Annotated in this window: 20 protein-coding genes; 6 read left to right on the top strand and 14 right to left on the bottom strand. The window is 42.3% G+C overall.

Annotated elements, in window-relative coordinates; all coding sequences use genetic code 11:
* Positions 1–5 precede the first annotated feature (5 nt).
* A complete protein-coding gene (locus C0V77_RS15785) occupies positions 6–1,385 on the bottom strand; it encodes an HAD-IB family phosphatase (RefSeq protein ID WP_101727311.1) in 1,380 nt (459 codons plus the stop codon).
* A 349-nt stretch (positions 1,386–1,734) separates the two neighbouring features.
* On the bottom strand, positions 1,735–2,478 hold the full coding sequence (locus C0V77_RS15780) for a GLPGLI family protein (protein WP_101727310.1): 744 nt from the start codon (positions 2,476–2,478) through the stop codon (positions 1,735–1,737).
* Between the two features lie 459 nt (positions 2,479–2,937).
* Between C0V77_RS15780 and C0V77_RS15775 the strand changes: the two genes are divergently transcribed.
* Together C0V77_RS15775 and C0V77_RS15770 are read left to right on the top strand one after the other, a co-directional pair.
* Positions 2,938–4,347, top strand: coding sequence for a cell wall metabolism sensor histidine kinase WalK (locus tag C0V77_RS15775; RefSeq protein ID WP_158237966.1), 1,410 nt, complete (start codon positions 2,938–2,940; stop codon positions 4,345–4,347).
* A 12-nt stretch (positions 4,348–4,359) separates the two neighbouring features.
* Positions 4,360–5,049, top strand: coding sequence for a response regulator transcription factor (locus C0V77_RS15770; protein WP_101727308.1), 690 nt, complete (start codon positions 4,360–4,362; stop codon positions 5,047–5,049).
* On the opposite strand, the gene C0V77_RS15765 is transcribed toward C0V77_RS15770, so the two are convergent.
* The 6 genes from C0V77_RS15765 to C0V77_RS15745 form a co-directional block, all read right to left on the bottom strand.
* Entirely contained in the window at positions 5,046–5,741 is a 696-nt protein-coding gene (locus tag C0V77_RS15765; protein ID WP_101727307.1) for a response regulator transcription factor, read from the bottom strand. The genes C0V77_RS15770 and C0V77_RS15765 overlap by 4 nt on opposite strands.
* The gene (locus tag C0V77_RS15760; protein WP_101727306.1) at positions 5,696–7,417 is read right to left on the bottom strand and encodes a sodium:solute symporter; all 1,722 of its coding nucleotides are present in this window, start codon (positions 7,415–7,417) and stop codon (positions 5,696–5,698) included. The genes C0V77_RS15765 and C0V77_RS15760 overlap by 46 nt, the downstream gene beginning before the upstream one ends.
* Positions 7,414–7,563 carry a hypothetical protein gene (locus C0V77_RS23190; RefSeq protein WP_158237965.1) on the bottom strand — a complete coding sequence of 50 codons (150 nt, stop codon included), beginning with the start codon at positions 7,561–7,563 and terminating at the stop codon, positions 7,414–7,416. The genes C0V77_RS15760 and C0V77_RS23190 overlap by 4 nt, the downstream gene beginning before the upstream one ends.
* A 23-nt stretch (positions 7,564–7,586) precedes the next feature.
* Positions 7,587–9,767 carry a tetratricopeptide repeat protein gene (locus C0V77_RS15755; protein WP_101727305.1) on the bottom strand — a complete coding sequence of 727 codons (2,181 nt, stop codon included), beginning with the start codon at positions 9,765–9,767 and terminating at the stop codon, positions 7,587–7,589.
* Between the two features lie 101 nt (positions 9,768–9,868).
* A complete protein-coding gene (locus C0V77_RS15750) occupies positions 9,869–10,627 on the bottom strand; it encodes a patatin-like phospholipase family protein (protein WP_101727304.1) in 759 nt (252 codons plus the stop codon).
* Positions 10,628–10,698: 71 nt separating this feature from the next.
* Positions 10,699–11,532 carry an MBL fold metallo-hydrolase gene (locus tag C0V77_RS15745; RefSeq protein WP_101727303.1) on the bottom strand — a complete coding sequence of 278 codons (834 nt, stop codon included), beginning with the start codon at positions 11,530–11,532 and terminating at the stop codon, positions 10,699–10,701.
* A gap of 90 nt (positions 11,533–11,622) precedes the next feature.
* On the opposite strand from C0V77_RS15745, the gene C0V77_RS15740 reads away from it, so the two are divergent.
* From C0V77_RS15740 to C0V77_RS15730, 3 genes are all read left to right on the top strand, one after another.
* Positions 11,623–12,999 (top strand): HAMP domain-containing sensor histidine kinase, encoded by a 1,377-nt coding sequence (locus C0V77_RS15740; RefSeq protein WP_101727302.1) that lies wholly within the window; start codon positions 11,623–11,625, stop codon positions 12,997–12,999.
* A 169-nt stretch (positions 13,000–13,168) separates the two neighbouring features.
* On the top strand, positions 13,169–13,624 hold the full coding sequence (locus C0V77_RS15735; protein WP_101727301.1) for a DUF4920 domain-containing protein: 456 nt from the start codon (positions 13,169–13,171) through the stop codon (positions 13,622–13,624).
* A 71-nt stretch (positions 13,625–13,695) separates the two neighbouring features.
* A complete protein-coding gene (locus C0V77_RS15730; RefSeq protein WP_101727300.1) occupies positions 13,696–14,976 on the top strand; it encodes an amidohydrolase family protein in 1,281 nt (426 codons plus the stop codon).
* Between the two features lie 123 nt (positions 14,977–15,099).
* Here the strand turns inward: C0V77_RS15730 and C0V77_RS15725 are convergent, their stop codons facing one another.
* From C0V77_RS15725 to C0V77_RS15700, 6 genes are all read right to left on the bottom strand, one after another.
* Positions 15,100–15,825, bottom strand: a complete 726-nt coding sequence (locus tag C0V77_RS15725; RefSeq protein WP_101727299.1) for an SDR family oxidoreductase — start codon at positions 15,823–15,825, stop codon at positions 15,100–15,102.
* Between the two features lie 60 nt (positions 15,826–15,885).
* Positions 15,886–16,104: a DUF3820 family protein gene (locus C0V77_RS15720; RefSeq protein ID WP_101727298.1), complete on the bottom strand. Its 219-nt coding sequence runs from the start codon at positions 16,102–16,104 to the stop codon at positions 15,886–15,888.
* A gap of 153 nt (positions 16,105–16,257) precedes the next feature.
* Positions 16,258–17,631, bottom strand: coding sequence for a Gfo/Idh/MocA family protein (locus C0V77_RS15715; protein ID WP_101727297.1), 1,374 nt, complete (start codon positions 17,629–17,631; stop codon positions 16,258–16,260).
* A gap of 139 nt (positions 17,632–17,770) precedes the next feature.
* Positions 17,771–18,154 (bottom strand): DUF3037 domain-containing protein, encoded by a 384-nt coding sequence (locus C0V77_RS15710; RefSeq protein ID WP_101727296.1) that lies wholly within the window; start codon positions 18,152–18,154, stop codon positions 17,771–17,773.
* The gene (locus tag C0V77_RS15705; RefSeq protein ID WP_101727295.1) at positions 18,132–18,929 is read right to left on the bottom strand and encodes a HipA family kinase; all 798 of its coding nucleotides are present in this window, start codon (positions 18,927–18,929) and stop codon (positions 18,132–18,134) included. The genes C0V77_RS15710 and C0V77_RS15705 overlap by 23 nt, the downstream gene beginning before the upstream one ends.
* A 233-nt stretch (positions 18,930–19,162) precedes the next feature.
* Positions 19,163–19,840, bottom strand: a complete 678-nt coding sequence (locus C0V77_RS15700; RefSeq protein WP_143706110.1) for a TatD family hydrolase — start codon at positions 19,838–19,840, stop codon at positions 19,163–19,165.
* A gap of 36 nt (positions 19,841–19,876) precedes the next feature.
* Between C0V77_RS15700 and C0V77_RS15695 the strand changes: the two genes are divergently transcribed.
* Positions 19,877–20,350: a GNAT family N-acetyltransferase gene (locus C0V77_RS15695; protein ID WP_173830554.1), complete on the top strand. Its 474-nt coding sequence runs from the start codon at positions 19,877–19,879 to the stop codon at positions 20,348–20,350.
* The last annotated feature ends 3 nt before the right edge of the window (positions 20,351–20,353 follow it).

Below are 20,353 nucleotides of genomic sequence, written 5' to 3'. Positions count from 1 at the left end.
GGCATTTAAAGGGCTACTTCAAGTAGTTTGTTGAATGATGGCTCAGATATAATAATATCGGCATGATGGTTTACGAGGTCATCTTTAGAGCAAAAGGCAATGCCCAACCCTGCTTCCTTTATCATCCACAAATCGTTCATGCTGTCGCCTATGGCAATGCAGTTTTGCATTTGTATGTGGTGTTTCTCCAGTATGGTTATCAGTGCATTGGTTTTGCAGATGGTCAGGCGATTTACACTTTTTGCATTATTGAACAGGTAAGATGGTATTTTTACTTCGCCGGTTGCAATGCCCTTAGAGAACTCCAGTTCATTGCCAATTGAGAAGTCCATGCCCAGTTTGTTTTTTATATGGTTGGTTACAAAATCATAGCTGTCAGAAATGATTCCTATAAAGTACCCCCTTTCTTTCAGCGCTTCAATTACTTCTTTTGTACCTGGTACAATGGGTATTTCATCTAATACCTGTATCAGTTCACCATAGTTACGCCCTTTTAAAAGCATGGCCACTCTTTTGGTAATAATGACAGGGTCTGTTTCTGAAGACCTTATTTGCATCAGCTCATCTTTAAAACGGAATTTGTCTGCGCATGAATCAATAAAACGCCCCAGCAACAATGTGTTGTCCATATCAAAAACAACCATTTTCTTTAGTTTTCTGAACTGGCTTTCCAACGAAACTTCCATCTGCGAGCGGATTTCTGTAATTGTACCCAACTCTTCAAAATTAAAGTTTGAGTTATTGCTTGATGCCGCTTTTGAGATAATGGTCTGTGCTACCTCCTTACTCATTTTGCCTAATGCCTGCCAGGGCTTGCTTTTGTTCTCTATGTAACCAATCTGCACTTCTTTCATGCGGGCATTCAGCAGGTGCATGTCTATCAGTATGCCAATATCAACACCGTAATCGTCTCTGAAATCAATTTGCTGCAAAAGACTTTTGCGGCTGGCAATCATTCCGCTAAGGGGTTGGCTGAAACGGAGCAGGTCCGGAAAAAATATGCTAAGCAAAGGTTTAGCTACCAGCTCGGTTACTCTGCCTGCATTGCGGTTAAATGACGACTTGGCAAAGTCTACTTCTCCTTGCAGAATAGGTTCTGTTAAAAGCCGGATGGTATGATGCGGGTAAGGATTAATATCGCCGTCCAAAAAAACAAGGATGTCATTTTGTGCAAACAGGGCGCCTTCTCTCATTGATGCCCCTTTGCCTAATTTTGTGCTTGTAAGTACTTTGGCGCCATGCTTCTGGGCTATGGGTACGGTTTTATCCAGCGACTTGTCGTCAATCACCAGCACTTCACTTACATGAGGCTGGCTTGCAGCAAAATCAACAACGCTTCCAATTGTTTCTTCTTCATTCAACGTGGGTATAATAACTGAAATCATAATCTTTGAAGGTTTTTGATTGAACAATTCTATACTGCCTATTAAAAAGTAACCCCCAAAAGGCCGCTCTTGTTACCTTTCAGTTTGCTTCTTACTTTGAATGAAGAAAATCAGAATAATAAAAAATTAATGCTAAATAAGAAAGGGGGTTGGCTTAATAGGTTGGTTGTGAGGTTTTTATGAAGTATTTGGGCTGCCGGAGTTAACATGACAGGCAGCCCGATTAATTTTTCCTTAAGAATGACCACGCACCCAGATATACAAGTATGGCTGTTGCAGCTTTTTTAGAGCAACAAGGTAAAATCGTCTTTAAAGCACAAAAGAGACAAGTGCCTCCTTTGTGTAATTATTAGTTGTTTCTGATAATAAACCTGGCACCATTAGCGCCGGGTTGCATGCCCATTTCTTTCATGTAATCGTCGCGAATTTTCTTAAACTCCCTGGCAGTAACTTTTTTGCCTCCTGATGGTGTTTTTATTTCATTGGTCAGTTTTTTCAACTCTACTTTTTTGGCTGTTATAATGGTGCTGCCTTCGTTCAGGTTCACTTCAAGAATGGTACCGGGCAGGCCGTAGAAATTCTGAGGGCCAGCAGGGCTTATCAGGCTTTCGGTATACCAGGCTACTACATCCTGCCTGGCCTCTTCATTATAAAAAGATGCTTTTTTGCAGGTGTAATCCAGTATTTTTTTGGTTTCGTCATGAAACCTCCACGGATTGGTCTTTAGAGAGTCTTCTATTCTGAATGTCTTTCCTGCAAAATCGGTAACAGTAATGAACTGCGACACCTCAAAGTCGCGGTACAAGTCTAATTGCGGGCGTGTAAAGCGCATCGTCACATTGCTGCCACCTACCGAACTGTTAACCTCGTCAGTGTCTTCGTCAATATTGGTATAGAACGATTTTACAGGTGTAAAGTACAACCGGTTTTTACTGGTTCTGAACTCGGGTATCATGCTTTTTATAGACTCCTGGTCTTTACCTATGCTTTTGTGCAAATTTACCTTGAATTCATAGTCTATGATACCTTCCTGTAATTGTGCCATAGTTAAATGGCTGATAAGTAGTGTAATAAATAAAAATAACTTTTTCATCTGATTGATTTTGAAATGGTTTCAGCAAAAGTAGATTGTATGCACCTGACCAGAGGTTAATCATTATTGAAATAATGTTAATTAAGGTTAAAAAATAGACAGGAAACCAAAATTGTGGCTTAATTTTGATTTTATAAACACAGCAAATCACTACACAAAAAGATTAAAGTACGCATTAACTAACCATTACAGACTTTGGGCACCGGAATAAAAAGCAGAACACAATTTGTATTGATATGCGTAAGCTTATTGGTGCTCACGCTGTTTAATGTTTTCTGGCTTAAACAGAACTACAACGAGCAGAAACGGAATCTGCAGAAAGATATCACCAATAATTTTGAGAAAACTGTCTCCGCCATGCAGGATTCTCTGATTAAGAGACAGGTTGACTCTTCATTGAAATTGAATGTTAGTAAAGAATTATTGCCGGCTAAAAGAAAAACAAAATATAAAAGGCCTATGAAAAGGGCCTCCGATTCGGTCTTTGATGAAATAAAAAGTATTTATCTGAGTGGCAGGCTAAACCCTTCAGGGATAATACCCGGCGAGGCAAGAAGACCAAACACGATGAGCATCTATACCAGAGAAATGAATGCATTTGATTCTGTTGGCCGGGATATGCTGATAAAGATGATACACTCAATAAAACTGGATTCAAGCCGGAGGAACATCAGAATACAGTTTAAGTCAGATTCTACCCTAACAATGAATCTGCCGAGTAATGCGTTTAACGCGCAACCAAAACGAGTGATGTTTGTTTCGGGTGTGAAGTATGATTCAGTTATTACAAAAGAAAAAGTGAATTTGAGCCACATCTATATAAAACCCAACACCCCCCGGAAAAAGAAAGCCAGCCAACCACCCAATGTAGTAATCAATCTGCTGACTGATACACTTAAAACTAAGGAGATAACCGCCAGATACAAAACGAGATTATTAAAGCAGCAAATTACGCTGCCTTTTAATGTGGAAGTGGCTCAGAGGTCAAAGGCTGACACAACGGCTGAAATCAGAGCTGGCGTTCCTTTTGGGGGCCTGCTGTATCAGGCTAACTTTGCCGATGCCCGTTGGTATCTGACTCAACAGATTTTTCCTCAGATACTTTTCTCTTTGTTTCTGATAACTATCACCGGTCTCTCATTCTGGCTTATTTACAGAAATCTGCAAAAACAAAACCGCCTGACAGCCCTGAAAAACGATTTTGTAAGCAACATAACCCATGAACTGAAAACCCCTATTGCCACCGTAAGTGTAGCCATTGAGGCCCTGAGTAACTTTAATGTTTTGCAGAACCCAACGCAGACGAAGGAATACCTCGAAATCTCAAAAAACGAGCTGAACCGGCTGTCAATATTGGTTGACAAAGTGTTGAAAATGAGTGTTTTTGAGCAGAAAGAACTGGTCCTAAATACTGATACCGTTAATTTCAGAAGTCTGGTTGAAAGTGTATTGTCTACCATGAAACTACAATTTGAAAAATGCCGGGCGCATGTGAATTTTGATTTAGTTGGGGAACACTTTGAATTAATGGGCGATTCAATTCACCTTACCAACGTGGTTTATAACCTGCTTGAGAACGCCCTGAAGTATAGCGCTGACCCCCAGATAAATGTACTGTTGCAGGCCAGCGACCAGCAACTGCAACTAAGTATAAAAGACAACGGCATTGGTATTTCAGAGGAGTTTCTACCTAAGATTTTCGACAAGTTTTTCAGAGTACCCACTGGTAATGTGCATAATATTAAAGGCTATGGCCTTGGGCTTAGTTATGTAAAAAATGTAGTAGAGCGCCACAATGGCACTATTAAAGTAAACAGTAAAATAGATGAGGGCAGTACTTTTATACTGGCACTACCACTAAAGGCTTAACCGGATTCAGCTATGGCAACCAAAATATTATATGTAGAAGACGAACCCTTTCTGGGTAAGATAGTGAAGGAAAGCCTTGAAAGCCGTGACTTTGAGGTGAAGATGGTAACAGACGGTAGTCTGGTGCTAAAGGCATTTGACCAGTTTAAGCCGGATATATGCGTACTTGATGTAATGCTGCCCAATAAAGACGGGTACACCCTGGGCGCAGAAATAAGGGCAATAAAACCTACTATACCTATTATATTTCTGACTGCCAAGACACAGACAGATGATGTGCTAAAGGGTTTCCAGTCGGGCGGTAATGACTACATCCGTAAGCCATTCAGCATGGAAGAGCTGATTGTGAGAATCAATAATCTGCTTGCCTTGTCTCTTTCTAAAGCTGTTACACCACAGGGAAGCATCCATCTGGGCAAGTTTGAGTTTTTTCCTCATAAGTATGAATTAAGAACTCAGGATCAATGCCGGAAGCTCTCTTACCGGGAAACCGAATTGCTGAAGATTTTCTCTGAAAACAGAAATTTTACGGTGAGCAGAAAAGAAATACTATTAAAGATCTGGGGAGATGATTCGTTCTTTAATTCACGCAACCTTGATGTGTATATTACCAAACTACGCGACTACCTGAAAGAAGACGAAACCATTGAACTGATGACAATAAAAGGTGTAGGGTATCATTTTACTACACCTGTGGCTTAGTCTTCTTTCAGCACATAGCCCATGCCTGTTTTGGTATGTATCAGCTTGGGCTCAAAGTCTTTGTCTATTTTTTTACGCAGAAAATTAATGTAAACCTCAATTACGTTCAGGCTGTTTTCGGCATTGTTGCCATCCCAAATTTTCTCGGCAATTTCAGCTTTTGAAACCACCTTGCCCTTGTTTCGTATCAGGTATTCTAACAAAGAAAACTCTTTGGGCGTCAGTTCAATTTTCGTATTCTGCCTTGAAGCCGTCTTGCTTTCCAGATTAATCTCCAGGTCGGCAATTTTAAGCATGTTAGAGGCATTGGCTTCACTTTCAGCATGGGCTCTTTTCAGAAACACATTTACCCGAGCCAGCAATTCACGGTATTCAAAGGGTTTTACGATGTAATCATCTGCGCCCTTTTCAAAGCCCAGTATCTTGTCATCAGTTTCGCCAAGGGCAGTCAACATAATAATTGGTATCTGGCTGTCTTTTTCGCGTATTCTGGCACAAACCTCATAGCCGTTCATAACGGGTAAATTGACATCAAGAATAATGAGGTCAAATTTACCGCTTGATGCCAACCGAAGCCCTATCTGTCCGTCAAAGGCCACAGAGGTGTCAAAATCTTTCTCTGCCAGCCCCTTGCTTATATTTTCAGCTAGGCGTTGGTCGTCTTCGACAATGAGTATTCGCTTTTTTTCCATATGTTTTGAATCATCCACGCTATACCAATGACCAGAAAACAGCCAATGGGATTAAACCAAAGGTAGGCAATCCATTCTTTTTTCAATATTACCTGTGGAATACCGATTCCGAGAATAATTGTCTGGCTGATTACCGCCCCCCAGAAGGTAGCAGTACCACCAATGTTTTTGAAATAGAATGCTACCAGAAAAACACCAAGTATAATACCATAGAACAATGAGCCTAACACGTTAACAACCTCAATCATATTGCCCAGTTCGCTGGCATACTGAGCAACAAATATACAAAAAATACCCCATAATACTGTTGAAACCTTTGATGCCCTCAATTCTGCTTTCTCAGTGGGGGGTATTTTGGCGTATTTCCGGTACACGTCTACCACTGTGGTAGCTGCCATTGAGTTATAAGCCGATGCAATAGAACCCATAGATGCTGCAAAAATAACGGCAATAAGCAGGCCTATAAGGCCATGCGGCAGGTAATCTAAAACAAAGCGCAGAAAAACAAAGTCGCGGTCGTTGGAAATACCATTGGGATTGTTTTTCTTTATTAAACCCACCACCCTCGATTTTATGTTTTTACTAAGCGAGTCAGATTCTTTCAAGGATGCCTTGTAGACCATTAGTTGCTGATCGTCGGCGTCGCCCATTCTGGCCAGTAATTGCTGTTTTTTTTCAGAAATAACGGCATGTTCTTTTTCCAATGCCTGCAACTGCGGGGCGTATTGACTGGCACGTAGTTTATCAACTTCTACTTTGTTAAAAAAAACCGGTGACGTATTAAATTGGTAAAATACAAAAACCAGAACCCCAACCAGCAAAATGAAAAACTGCATGGGTACTTTCAACAGGCCGTTCATTACTAAACCCAGGCGGCTTTGGGTGATAGACTCTCCGGTTAAATATCGGCCTACCTGCGACTGGTCGGTGCCGAAGTAAGAAAGCTGCAGAAAAAATCCACCGATTAAACCTGACCATAAATTGTATCGGTCTTTCGGGTTAAACTCAAAAGAAACCATGTTCATGTGGCCGGATTTACCCGCAATTTTAAGCGCTTTTACCAGGCCTATGTTTTCAGGCAGCATCTGCAAAACAATTACTCCAGCCAGAAACATGGCTACAGTAATTACAAGCATTTGCTGCACATGGGTATATGAAATAGCCTTGGTGCCACCAATTACGGAATACGTTAGTACCAGCCCACCCATAATAATGTTGGTCCAGACAATATCCCATCTGAAAATGGTTGATAAAATAATTGCCGGAGCATAGATGGATATACCGGTTGAAAGACTCCGCTGAATCAGAAACAAAAAGGCCGTAAAGATGCGAACCTTCCCATCAAAACGGTGTTCAAGATACTCATAAGCTGTGTAGACTTTCAGCCGATGAAAAATAGGTATAAACGTTATACAAAGTACAATCATTGCCAATGGCAGCCCGAAGTAGAACTGCACAAACCGCATGCCGTCGTCAAAGCCCTGCCCAGTGGTAGAAAGAAACGTAATGGCACTGGCCTGTGTAGCCATAACCGAGAGACCAACGTGATACCAGGGTAAAGACTGGTTGCCCAGCAGGTATCCTTCAATATCTTTATCGCGGTGGCTTTTATAGACACCATATATTATAATAAATAGAAGCGTTACGGTTAAAAAAATCCAGTCCAGGTTAGTCATGCAAAATAGGTGGTAAAAAAGTAGAAAAGGATAATAGTCAAAAAAAGCATACCGGCTACCAAAATATAAACATTTCGCCAGGTACCAAGAATGGGCGATTGCATATCATCCTCTCCGGTAGGCATGTCAGTTTCTTGTTTCATCATGTTATTTATAGGTTATAGATGTTTTACTTTTTGCTCAGCACCGCCATCAGTTCTTTGGCTTTGGGCATCAGGTTGCTTGACGGGTAGCCCTGAATAAACTCATTCAATGCCTGTTGGTAAAGTTCTTTCTGCTCGGTTTTGGCCAGTAGCAAAATTCTTAACATAGCAAATTTATCTTCTATACTGGTGCCTGTATAGGTAATTAGCCCGTCTTCGGCCATTTTAAGGGCAGATAAATAGCTTTCGTTACTATACAGATTAAATGCCTGCGAGTAAACCAGGTTAGCTTTTGATTCGGTGTCTTCTGTAATATTTACATTACCTCTTATCAGTTGCCGGGCATAGGTAGAGGCAGGGTATTTGCTTAATAAAGCAGAGCGGTATGGGTTGGTTTCCTGATTATCGGCACTCAGGCTAAGCAGGTATAATACTTCTGCTTCATGCACAGTAGCAGGAAACTTTTCAAGCAGTGTTTTAAAGGTAGTAATGGCGTTATCAGGTTCATTAAACTGAAACCTGTATATTTTGCCCAACTGATAATAGGCTTCTTCCTGTTTCAGTTTTGATGCAGCCAGTTTTTCCGGCGTATTAGGTAAACCTGCGTATAGCTCCTGTTTTTTGGCAGCCAATGCTTTACCGGCTATGTCTGACGTCTGTTGTTGCAAAACCTGATTGGCACCTGTGGCAGCACTACCGGTGGGTTGATTACCAACCGTGCTACGCTCAATACCAAAGCTGATAGCTCCGGCTTCTTTGTCGCGTCTTCGCCAGTTGTCTTCCAAAACTCTCGGGCCCCATAGCTGCTGAAAGTCAGACTTGTTCCGGTTAATAGCAACAGGGTCATAGAGCATCCATCGCTTAAAGGTTTGGTCTCTGTCAGACAGCCTGTCTACTGCCGCATTGGCATTTTTTAGCGATTGCTGGTCGGCGAGTTCTTTGGCTTTTCTGGCTTCTTCTTCCTTCTGTGCTATTGACCTTTCTAAGGCCTTGTCCAAATCGGCGGCGCTCATAGCGGCCAGTCGTTGCAGGCTGTCTTCAAGAGCCACCACTTTCTGATAAGTCACAAAACTGGTCAAAGATGCTGCACGCCTGGTAATGCGTTCATAATCAGGAGTATTTTTAGGTAAAAGCGTCAGAGTGCTGTCATAATACAAACTGGCTAATTCATATTTAAGTAGCTGATTGTAGTGTAGTTCGGCCAGTTCCAGATAAGTGTAGGCATTTTGTGCGCTGTTGCCTTTAGAATTTTTAATAGAAGCGTTGTAATACTCAATGGCTTTGGGGTAATTCATTTTCTGTACTTCCAGATTACCCATCGTAAAATAAATTTTATCTTTCAGGTCTGCATTTTTTCTGTCAACCAGCATTTTTTTAAAGTTCTCCTGCACGCCCGCTGTTGTGCCTCTGCGTGCCACGGCCTCATCAAGCAGGGCATTCATGCCAGCATAAAACTCCATATCATAATTGGGGCGGTTTTTTGCCACGGCCGCGTAATGGGGCAGTGCTTTAGCTTTTTGGCCAATCAAATCATACATTTGCCCCACGGCGTAGTGTACTCTTGCCGTTTGTTCGTTTTTGGTCATCAGCTTTAGTGCTTCTTCTGCAATGGCTGCAGCTGTGGCCAGTTCTCCGGTATACTGGTGCAAATATGCTTTGGTCAGGTAATAATCACGGGTGTTAGCATTGGTTAAATCAAGGTTACGTACCACCTCTGATACTTTCAGGGCAGTTACAAAATCGCGCTGCTCAATGTAAGCACGCATCAACCAGATTAGCGCAGACTGGCGGCCTGTTTCATCTTTGGTAGTGGAGTTGACATACTTGAAAACCTCAATGGCATTAACGAAATCGCCTTTCATTAATCGGGCTCTGCCCAGTAAGACGTAGGCCTCAGCCAGATACTTTGAGTTAGAGTGCCTTTCGGCAATCATAGAGGTTTTTTCTATTACTTCTTTCAGATTTGTTGCCACTACCTGACTCTTGACAGAGTCAATAGGCAACAGAATGGGTATGAGGGCGCTGTAGTTTTCTTCCCGGGTTGTAAACAAGGCCTTTTCGGCTTCTTTCATGTTTTCGCGGGCAATAATCAACGAGTTAAAACGTGCATTCAGGTTATGCCATGCTTTGCTGGTAGGCGACTGGCTAAACTGCGAACACCCGGTTGTAATAGCTAGTAACAGTATAAAAATAAAGAGTTTTTGCACTTTATGAATTAATTTAAAGGCAGGTAGTCTGATTCCTGATGCAATAATACCCTTTTTTTAACGATTTGCTGACGAAAAAATTATCCAATGCAATACATAAATCAGAGTACCTGCGAAAGTTTACCTTCCAGCTCGCGAAGTGCGCATTCATAACCTAAAGTGTACATTTCTTTGGCCTTAGACATATTCATGCCATCGTATCTGTAAATTTCAGCTGGTTCAATGGCTATATCGCAGCGTTTCAGTTGCTCGCCAGAATTGTTTCTGATAGCCAGAAAAATACTTTTCATCAGTATATCTTTTACCGAATTTATAGGCATGCTGCTGCTAACAGGCATAACATTAACACCAATTACAAAGTCGCAGGCTTCTTTCAGCGGCCCAACGGGCAGGTTATCGGTAATGCCGCCATCAATCAGCAGGCGGCCCTGAAATTTCATCGGCTCAAAAATGCCCGGCAGGCAGCATGAAGCCAGAATTGGCTTAATGAGTTCTCCCTCACTGTAATAAACCGGCTCGCCGTTTTCTATATCTGTTGCGCATACAATGAGTGGAATCTTGAGGCTTTCAAAAGAATTATCGGGCAGAAACCTTAAAAAAAGATTTTCGGCTTTCTCTAATTTAAACAGACCAAAACGGTTAAAAGCAAACTTTAAATGGCTGAAAATGCCTATAGAGGTAACGGTGTCAAAAATGTAGTCGGGTGTGTGCCCTGCGGCAATAAGTGCACCTACAATTGAGCCGGCGCTGGTTCCGGTAATCATGGATGGTTTCAGGCCCATTTCGTCTAATGCCTTAATAACCCCTAAATGCGCAAATCCTCTGCTGCCACCGCCTGATAATGCTAATCCTATTTTCATTTCATCATGCAAATTTTTACCGGAATGTCTTCGCTCAATTGTTTTACTTCCGGTTTTTCTTTCAAAAATAACTATAAATTAAATAATTCGGCAACCCTGTATCCTTTCTCTGTCAACTGAATATGTGCCGCATCATGCACCGGGTCGTGGTCGAATATTACCGTCCAGTTATTGTCAACCACCTGCTTTAATAACTGTTCTTTTTCGCTCATGATTTCCAATGGTCGAATATCATACCCCATTACATACGGCACATGCACATGTGCGTGAGACGGAATAGTATCTGCAATAAATAAATACGTATTACTGCCCTGTTTTATTTTGGGCATTATCATCTTTTCGGTATGGCCATTGGCATAAAGCAATTCTATTGATTGCCCAAAAGCATTTTCAACTTTATCTGTAAAACACAAAGCGCCGGTTTGCTGCATGGGTAGTATATTTTCTGTTAAGAAGGTGGCCTTTTCTCGTGGGTTGGGTTTAATGGCCCAATCCCAGTGAGCAGAGTGTGTCCAGTACCGTGCGTTCGGAAACGTCAGCACCAGCCTGTCTTTGCTGCTGTTCCATTTTACAGCACCACCACAATGGTCAAAATGCAAATGCGTGCACAGCACGTCGGTCACTTCTGTAGGCGAGTACCCCGCTTTTTTAATTGATTGTATCAAGTCCCCATCGCCATGCCTGAAATAGTACGACTGCCATTTGGCATCCTGTTTATCACCCATGCCACTATCAATCAATATCAATTGTGTACCTGTGTTTACCAACAGGCAACGCATCATCCAGCTGCACAAATTATGTTCATCGGCCGGTATCTGTCTGCTCCATAAGGTTTTGGGTACAACGCCAAACATTGCGCCCCCATCTAATTTGAAATGTCCGGCGTCTATTACATGAATTTGCATATTCTTTAGTAAATTTCGGTTCAGTTTTGTTCAGAAACTTCGTTTATAGCTGGTCAGGCTCTGCACCATGACCCAAACTAAAGACCAAATATGCAAATACGTACCAAGATAGCAATACAATTTACCATAATAATCGCTTGTATTCTTATTATATTCTCATTGGCTGTGTACTATACCTCTGAGAATTTCCGTAAGCAAGAGTTCTACAACCGCTTACACGACAGAGGAATACTAACGGCCCAATTATTGAAAGAGCTGAAAATTACCGAAAAAGATAAAAGGAAACTACGAGACGCCAATAAAACCATTTTAGGTAAACTGAATGTAGAAAAAGTTTTGATGTTTAATGATAAAGACGAACTTGTATATGCCAGCTATGAGGCCGATTCTATCTTATATAGCCCGGCGTTTCTGAAACAGGTAAGACAAAAAAAGTACATTGAGAAAAACGACTGGGATAATCAGTTAACCGGCTCATTGTACACAGATGAAAACAACAAGTCGTACGTTGTAATAGCTAAGGCCAATGATATTTATGGTAAAGAAAAACTGCAGAATGTACGCGATACATTAATTATCAGTTTTGTTATAGGCATTACGCTTACCATTATACTGGGTATAATTTTTGCCGGCGAGTCGCTGAAGCCCATTGCTGAAATCAATCAGGAGATTTCCAATATTACGGCTTACAACCTGAAAAGAAAACTGAATACCGGTAACAACAAGGATGAAATTGCTCAGCTTTCCAACAACTTTAACCAGATGCTTGAGCGCCTTGAAACATCGTTCCAATTGCAGAAAAGCTTCGTGTCCAATGCGTCGCATGAACTCCGCACACCATTAGCGGCCCTGAAGTCGGAAATTCAGATTGCGCTGGAGAACGACCGCACTACTGATGAGTACAAGAGTATTCTGAGGTCTTTGCTTACCGATACCCAGAGGCTTATACAACTAACCAACGGTTTGCTTCAACTGGCCAAGTCTGAAAACCGTGAAGACAATATGGCACTGAGGCCCACGCGTATTGATGAAATTTTGTTCAAGGCGCAGGAGGAGGTGCTGGGGCTGAATACCAATTTTAAAATTGTAGTTGATTTTGACGAAATACCGGATGACGACAAATGGGTAACCGTGAATGCTAACGAAACACTTTTGCTGACGGTGTTTACCAATTTGCTCGACAACGCCTGTAAGTACTCTGCCGACAACCAGGCTGAGGTAAAAATAAAGTTTAATCAGAAACTATGTATAGTAGATGTAAAAGACAATGGAATAGGAATACCTGAAAGCGAGCTGAGCAAAATATTTGAGCCTTTTTACCGAACGCAAAATGCGGCGGTGTATCGTGGGCATGGCATCGGGTTGTCGGTGTGTCGCAGAATCATTGATATTCATCAGGGTAAAATTGAAGTAAAGAGCGTGGTTGGTAAAGGCAGCATATTTGTAGTAACCCTGCCACATTTATAAGCCATAATAAGGTTAGTGAAATAGTACCGGATTGTAATAAAATATAATAACTTTGTGATATTGAAAATTTAAACTTGCTGAGCAGTATTTGGTTCAGCAGTTAAACAGACAGTTATTTAGAAAGTTGAACACAATTTCTAAATTTTAAGAGCAAATAAAACTTCAGACAATGAAAAAACTAATTTCAATTTTAGCGATTTTGCTGGCCGTTAATGTGTCCTTTGGTCAGAAATATGAAAGTTTTGGTGAGAAAATCAATCCTGATGGCGCTATTGCAGCCTCAGACCTTGAGAAAAAAGCTAAAGTAACCCCGGCATTTGAAGGCAAGGTTACAGGCGTGGTAGAGTCGGTATGCCAGGTTAAAGGCTGCTGGATGAAAGTGAAAATGGACGACGGCCAGACCATGCGTGTTACTTTTAAAGACTACGGTTTTTTTGTGCCTAAAGACATAGCCGGTAAAACAGTAGTATTTGAGGGGAATGCCAAAACTAAAACTACATCGGTTGATGAGCTTCGTCACTATGCCGAAGACGCCGGTAAAAGTAAAGAAGAAGTAGCTAAGATTACTGAGCCTAAAACAGAACTGACTTTTGTAGCCAATGGCGTGCTGGTTCCGAAAAACTGATATGCACAAAGCCTCTCTGGATTAAAGGAGAGGCTTTTTTGATTCTATTGACCTGAACAAACTAAACATCTATGAAAAGAATTTACCTGTTGGCGCTGGTGCTTGTTATTTCGTCGCCGGTGCTGGCACAACGCACACTGATTCACTGCGGTACCCTTATTGATGGTGTCGGTAATACGCCAAGGTCGCAGATAACAATTGTGATAGAGAAAAACCGTATAACTGATATCCAGAGTGGCTACGCCACTGCTCAGGCTGCCGATAAGGTGGTTAACATGAAAAACCGTACGGTAATGCCGGGTTGGATAGACATGCACGTACACATAGAGAGCGAAACCAGTAAAGACCAGTACCTGAAACGCATGAGCCAGAATATGGCTGATATTGCCTATGAAGCGCAGAAGCACGCCAATACAACCCTGATGGCTGGTTTTACTACGGTAAGAGATTTAGGCGGAAGCGGTGTGAATATTTCTATCCGTAATGCTATTAATAAAGGATTGGTAGTTGGCCCCAGAATTTTTACATCTGGCAGAACCATTGCAACAACCGGTGGGCATGGAGACCCTACGAATGGTATCAGCAATACTTATTCGGTACCAGATTATGTAACCAACGGAGTAGTAGACAGCCCGGAAGAAGGGCGGCAGGCAGTGCGCCAGCGATATAAAGACGGAGCCGATGCTATTAAGATAACGGCCACCGGCGGTGTTTTAAGTATTGCAAAAAATGGTAAAGGCCCACAGTTTACAGAAGATGAGATTTCGGCCATTGTATCAACGGCTAAAGATTATGGATTTCATGTAGCTGCACATGCCCACGGAGCAGAAGGCATGAAGCGTGCCATAAAAGCAGGTGTTACAACCATAGAACACGCTACTTTTATGGACGACGAAGCCATAGAACTATTTAAAAAACATGGAGCTTATTATGTACCAACCATCATTGCTGGCAAAACTGTAGGCGATTCGGCAAAAGTACCGGGATACTATCATCCATTAGTGGTGCCTAAAGCCATTGAAACATCAAAGCAGATTGCCGAAACCTTTGCACGGGCTTATAAGGCAGGGGTAAAAGTGGCGTTCGGAACTGATGCAGGGGTGTTTTTGCACGGCTATAACGCTAAGGAGTTTCAGTACATGGTAGAAGGTGGCATGCCAATGATGGAAGCCATCAAAGCCGCCACAATTGTAAATGCAGAGATACTGGGCATGAAATCAGAACTGGGCTCAATAGAAAAGGGGAAACTGGCTGACATAGTTGCCGTTGAAGGCGACCCATTGAAAGATGCCAAAGTAATGATGAATGTTGCCCTTGTAATGAAAGAGGGTAAGATTTACAAAGAAAAATAAACTGGCAAAAACAAACGCAAACTATAACTTACCGTTGGTCTGGTGCATTTGTGCCAGACCTTTTTTTGTTTTGCCATCATCATAAAAAAAGGCAGAGACGCGCCCCTGCCTTTCTGAAACCGGTTATTTGCTTGGCGGCATTGAAGGTCTTACCTCTATTTTGCTTGGCAATGTGCGCGCAGGCATTTTTATTAAATCAGAAACAATCTGCCCGATGTCTTCAGGCTGAATCTTCCAGGCATCTTTTTCACTCGGGGTGTGGTTGTTAAAATGCGTAGCTACCGAGCCGGGCATAATGGTAGAAACCTTGATGCCATCCTGGCGGAGGTCAAGCATAAGCGCCTGAGTAAAACCTACCAGCCCGAATTTGCTGGCGTTGTAGGCTGTTCCTTTATCGAAGAAATTGGCTCCGGCCAGGCTGGCAATGGTAATAAAGTATCCTTTAGAAGATTTAAGCGCTTCAAGGGTGGCCTTTGCTGTAAAAAATACGCCCGTCAGGTTTATGTCTATGGTTTCTTGCCATTGTTCAGTACTTAACTGTTCAAAAGGTACCAGATGCCCTACACCTGCATTGGCAATAACGTAATCTAACCATCCCCAGGTTTGTAAAACAGTATTTACTGCATTTTGCTGTGATGCAAAACTGCGTACATCAGATTCGAGCGGAAGTGCGTATCCGTCTTTAATTTTGTTTAATTCTGCCGCCGCAGCCTCTGCCGCTTCTTTGCTTCTGCTGGTAATAGCTACCCTGATTCCTTCTCTAATAAGTACTTCTGCTACACCATAGCCAATGCCTTTCGAACCGCCTGTAACTAAAGCAGTGCGAATAATTGTTGTGTTATCTGACATAAAAAAATGAGATGAGTTTTATTAGGCTATAACAGCCAGGGCAGGCCAATAGTTTTGGATTCAGATTTTTCTTTCTTTCAGTGGTTTCAGCAGATACTCCAGTCCGTTAAGTTTTATTTCATACATGGTAGCCAGCAGGGTACCCAGTTTACCGGGCGGAAAACCTTCTCTCTGAAACCACAGCAGATAATGTTCGGGCAGGTCACAGATAAGCCGGTCTTTATATTTGCCAAATGGCATTTTGAAAGTAACCAGTTCTTTTATGATTGCGGGGTTCATACGGTGGATTCAGATTTTCATTGATTTTAAGGGAGGTGGTTATAAGCGCCTTTTTAAAGCTTAACAACCACCCCCTATAATTTTCTGGCAAAGTTAGAAAATTGCCACCCCACCTTTAAAAAGGGGCGACTGTCGCACGGAAGAAACTTTAACTTATTTCTTCTTCAATTTCATTGTAACCGGGTCCCAGTAAACGATTCTGTTATCAAAATAGCTAAGGTTACAAGCCAACGCCGGAGCCGCAGCACGGAAACCGAAAATCGGGTCTTCTATGGTTTTCTGACTGTTGGCGCGCATGTTATCAAAGAAATTCTTGAAGTGTTTGGCATGGGCATCATCACCGGCAGGCGTATCAAATTTTATCTCTTTTACCGGCTCAGTTACTCTGTCGGCTTCTGAATACTTAGCATTGTATTCTTTCAGAAACTCTTTTTGTGTAGCCTCTGCAAAGGTCGGGAAACTTTCACCGTTTCCATAGCCCGGTGCTTTCGGTAATTTTCTTTTAGTAAGCGTTAATCCGCTGGCACTCCACTGAATCTCGCCTTCGGTACCTACCACACGGGTTACATTTTTAATAGCCCCTGCATTGGCAAAGTTTACACGAAGTACTGCCTGGAATTTCTTATGCTTCTCTGTTTCCGGGTAGTCCAGCACAGTTACCATAACGTCCGGCACATCGCGGCCGTCTTTCCAGTAGCTTAATTCGCCAGACGAGAATATTCTGTGTGGCCCGATGGCTCCGGTTGCGTAGTGCATACCGGTAATCAGGTGCACAAACAAGTCGCCTGCAACACCAGTGCCATAGTCACGGTAGTTTCTCCAACGGAAAAACCGTGTAGCATCAAATGGCCTGCGTGGGGCATCTCCCAGAAATCTGTCCCAGTCGATGGTTTGCGCCGAAGCATCAGGCGGAATAGAATAAGTCCAGGCTCCTAAGGCGCTGAAACGGTCATAAGTAGCTTCAATGAAGTTCAGTTCGCCAATTTCACCAGCCTGAAACAGCCTTTGTGCTTCTGCATAGGCTGCACCACTGATAGGCTGGCTGCCCACCTGCATGGTTTTGCCTGTCTTCTGCCAGGTTTCTATTACGGCACGGCCTTCGTCAATGTGCTGTACCATTGGTTTTTCGCAGTATACAGCTTTTCCAGCTTTCAGGGCATCAATCGAAATCCGGTCATGCCAGTGGTCAGGGGTGGCAATAATAACAGCGTCAATATCTTTACGGGCTAAAATTTCTCTGTAATCGCGCGTAGTAAAAAGGTCTTTATTGTAAACTTCTTTGCCTCTTACCAAACGACCATCGTACAAATCGGCGGCGGCTACCAGCTCGGCCTCCGGGTTTCTTAATGCTGCTTTGGTATCAGAATGCCCCTGAATACCCAAACCGATAGTTGCAATGCGGATTTTGTCGTTCGGACTTATTTTTAAACTCTTGATGATATTAAACGGCTTGGCGATTGATTCGGTGGCCATCAGTACCGAAGCCGCACCAATACCCTTAATGAACTTTCTGCGAGAAGGTGTCATAGTAGATAATTCTTGGGGTTAAATACGTGAAGGTATAAATTTAGTGTTAACTAAGATTCAATACAAGAAAACAAGGCACTTATACTACTGCAACATGATTTTTTGTCGATAATCGCATAAATATGCCTGATTATGGCTCTTACAGCACCAGTTGGTTATACAATTTCAGTAGGGTTTCCTGAGGGTCTGTACAGAAGCCGGGGTGTATTCTGGATGTCTGAATAACCGTGCTGCGGGTGGCGGTTAGCCATCTGAAACGAGACGCAACAGGCAAGGCGCCGATGGGGCCGCTGTTTTTGCCTCCTTTACAGATTCGTTCCAGGGTTTGCAGGTATTCCAGTAGTTCTGCTGCTTCGGGTTTGCATGAAAAGGCCTTTAAACGTGCTTCGTCAAGTTTGTACAAGGCCTGTAGAAAGCCTTTTGACGGGCAGTACAGAATGACTCCCACGTTGAGGAATTCTTCTCTTTCTACCCGCGGCACAACCCGGATTACGGCATATTCATATAATTGATTTTCTTGCATTCTGGGCTTCTTTTACAAAGTTTTGAGAGTAATTAACCCTCGATTCTAAAAACTGGGCATAAACAGTGCGTCGTTCATCCGGCGATTCTGTCAATGAAGGGTCCTGTAACCAATCGTCTGGTACCAGCGCTACAATGGCTCTAATGCGTTGAGGGGTTAGTATTTGTCTGAACTTTTCATCAATAGTTTCCAGTTCGGAGGCAAAAGGTAGCAGCACATGATCTTTTACCTGAACAAAAGGGCGTTCTGATTGCTCTTTCCAGTTATCCCACGAATGATGAAAATACAAAGAAGCTCCGTGGTCAATCAGCCAAAGGTCTTTGTGCCACATCAGCATATTGGTATTACGTGCCGTGCGGTCTACATTGGTCAGCAGGCAGTCAAGCCATACAATTTCTGATGCCAATTCAGGGTTTATGACATTCAGAACGGGGTCAAAGGTAATAGCGCCTGATAAATAGTGTACACCTAAGTTAAGGCCTACACTAGCTTGCAGCAGATCTTGTATTTCTTCGTCTGGTTCGGTTCTGCCAAAGGCAGCGTCCAGATTGGCAAACACCATTTCGGGCATTCGTAAACCTAATGCACGGGCTATTTCTCCACCTATCAGTTCGGCAATGAGGGCTTTTACACCCTGCCCTGCACCCCTGAACTTCAGCACATACAGAAAATCGTCGTCTGCTTCTACAATGGCAGGCAACGAACCGCCCTCACGTAATGGTGTAACATATCGGGTTATGTTGACGGTCCTTAATGAGGTTTGCGCGTTGTTCATTATATTTTTATTGTTCTTAATCTAATGCTTTTTTTAAGTGGCAAAAGTAATGAAAATTATAATTGAATAAGGCCATGACCGTTTTGGCTGATAAAACTTTAAACCTTTTACCCAGTACTATGAACCCATCCACCGGCCACTTAATCAATTATTTTTTGTTATTATGCAGGCCGGAAGGCGGATTATGGTGGCTGTTTTAAAACAAAAAAATGTTTGAATGTTTAGCCACAGAACTACTGCAGTGAAGTAATAGTGAGATAATTATCAAATATTATTTTCTCCAATTCATCTATAGAAATACGCTTCATTTCTGATACTTTCTGATAGATATCTGAAATATGGATTTCCTTATCATCAGTCTCCAGAAAAAGGTTTTCTAATGGCATTTCTTGCAAAATTTTTACGGCATTAGATTCCTCAGACAACACGGCACCACCCAATGACAAGTAAAATCCTTTTTCTATCAGTTGCCGGGCTATTTCAATTTTATTATTAAAACCGTGCACTATCATGGGGACACGCGGCCGCACAATTTTTCTGATAGAAATAAGTTCATTAAAGCACCTTACACAATGAATGATTAATGCTTTGCGGTGTTCTTCGGCTATTCTGATTTGTTTAATAAATACCTCTTCCTGTAGTGGCAGAGGCGCACCCTTAAGTCTGTCAAGTCCGCATTCACCTATCAGTTTTACTGCCGGGTCTGCCGCTAAATAAGCCAGTTTTTTTAGTTGCTGTGGATATAATTTTTCATGGATATACCAGGGATGTATACCCGCCGAAAGCCAGTTGGGGGTATCAGGTAAGGCGAAGTTAGCCAGCGCCTCTTCCGAATCCGGGATAATCTGGTTTAAAATTATCTCTTCTCCGGCTTGTTTATTCAGAAGATGTGTATGTAAATTGAGCAGCATTTTTACTGTTTTTTCTATACCCAAGCGCAAATATATATGCCCGGTTTATCAATTACTATCAAATGTGTACCTTTCTATGAGTTGACCCTTGAAGAACTCTATACTATACTGGCATTGAGGCAGGAAGTATTTATAGTAGAACAGAACTGCCCTTTTTTAGATGCCGACGGTAAAGACCAGTTAGCCTTGCATCTGATGATAACCGATGAGGCCGGCAGTCTGCTGGCTTACACACGGCTTTTTGAAAAGAGTGTTTATTATGATGGTTATACTTCTATAGGCAGGGTTGTTACTTCTCCTAAAGCCAGAGGTACCGGGGTAGGCAAATTGCTGATGGAGGAATCAATTGCCAAAGTGCTTGGTAGTTTTGAAATAGCCCCAATTAAAATTGGTGCTCAGAAATACCTCGAAAAGTTTTATCAGTCTCTGGGTTTCAGGTTAACCGGTAACGATTATATGGAGGACGGAATCCCCCATACTTATATGATTTTCGACAAACACCTGAGTTAACAA

This window comes from Emticicia sp. TH156 (genome assembly GCF_002855535.1).
GTDB classification, from domain to species: Bacteria; Bacteroidota; Bacteroidia; order Cytophagales; family Spirosomataceae; genus Emticicia; species Emticicia fluvialis.
Note: the sequence above shows the minus strand (reverse complement) of the source record. Positions and strands in the feature narration are given on the sequence as shown.

Excerpts from the sequence above, each read along its gene's own strand:
- C0V77_RS15725 (WP_101727299.1), bottom strand. The coding sequence starts at position 15,825 with ATGTCAGATAACACAACAATTATTCGCACTGCTTTAGTTACAGGCGGT.
- C0V77_RS15775 (WP_158237966.1), top strand. The coding sequence starts at position 2,938 with ATGAAAAGGGCCTCCGATTCGGTCTTTGATGAAATAAAAAGTATTTAT.
- C0V77_RS15730 (WP_101727300.1), top strand. The coding sequence starts at position 13,696 with ATGAAAAGAATTTACCTGTTGGCGCTGGTGCTTGTTATTTCGTCGCCG.
- C0V77_RS15715 (WP_101727297.1), bottom strand. The coding sequence starts at position 17,631 with ATGACACCTTCTCGCAGAAAGTTCATTAAGGGTATTGGTGCGGCTTCG.
- C0V77_RS15770 (WP_101727308.1), top strand. The coding sequence starts at position 4,360 with ATGGCAACCAAAATATTATATGTAGAAGACGAACCCTTTCTGGGTAAG.
- C0V77_RS15735 (WP_101727301.1), top strand. The coding sequence starts at position 13,169 with ATGAAAAAACTAATTTCAATTTTAGCGATTTTGCTGGCCGTTAATGTG.
- C0V77_RS15760 (WP_101727306.1), bottom strand. The coding sequence starts at position 7,417 with ATGACTAACCTGGACTGGATTTTTTTAACCGTAACGCTTCTATTTATT.
- C0V77_RS15710 (WP_101727296.1), bottom strand. The coding sequence starts at position 18,154 with ATGCAAGAAAATCAATTATATGAATATGCCGTAATCCGGGTTGTGCCG.
- C0V77_RS15780 (WP_101727310.1), bottom strand. The coding sequence starts at position 2,478 with ATGAAAAAGTTATTTTTATTTATTACACTACTTATCAGCCATTTAACT.
- C0V77_RS15700 (WP_143706110.1), bottom strand. The coding sequence starts at position 19,840 with ATGCTGCTCAATTTACATACACATCTTCTGAATAAACAAGCCGGAGAA.
- C0V77_RS15720 (WP_101727298.1), bottom strand. The coding sequence starts at position 16,104 with ATGAACCCCGCAATCATAAAAGAACTGGTTACTTTCAAAATGCCATTT.
- C0V77_RS15695 (WP_173830554.1), top strand. The coding sequence starts at position 19,877 with ATGCCCGGTTTATCAATTACTATCAAATGTGTACCTTTCTATGAGTTG.
- C0V77_RS15740 (WP_101727302.1), top strand. The coding sequence starts at position 11,623 with ATGCAAATACGTACCAAGATAGCAATACAATTTACCATAATAATCGCT.
- C0V77_RS15745 (WP_101727303.1), bottom strand. The coding sequence starts at position 11,532 with ATGCAAATTCATGTAATAGACGCCGGACATTTCAAATTAGATGGGGGC.
- C0V77_RS15750 (WP_101727304.1), bottom strand. The coding sequence starts at position 10,627 with ATGAAAATAGGATTAGCATTATCAGGCGGTGGCAGCAGAGGATTTGCG.
- C0V77_RS15785 (WP_101727311.1), bottom strand. The coding sequence starts at position 1,385 with ATGATTTCAGTTATTATACCCACGTTGAATGAAGAAGAAACAATTGGA.
- C0V77_RS23190 (WP_158237965.1), bottom strand. The coding sequence starts at position 7,563 with ATGATGAAACAAGAAACTGACATGCCTACCGGAGAGGATGATATGCAA.
- C0V77_RS15705 (WP_101727295.1), bottom strand. The coding sequence starts at position 18,929 with ATGAACAACGCGCAAACCTCATTAAGGACCGTCAACATAACCCGATAT.
- C0V77_RS15765 (WP_101727307.1), bottom strand. The coding sequence starts at position 5,741 with ATGGAAAAAAAGCGAATACTCATTGTCGAAGACGACCAACGCCTAGCT.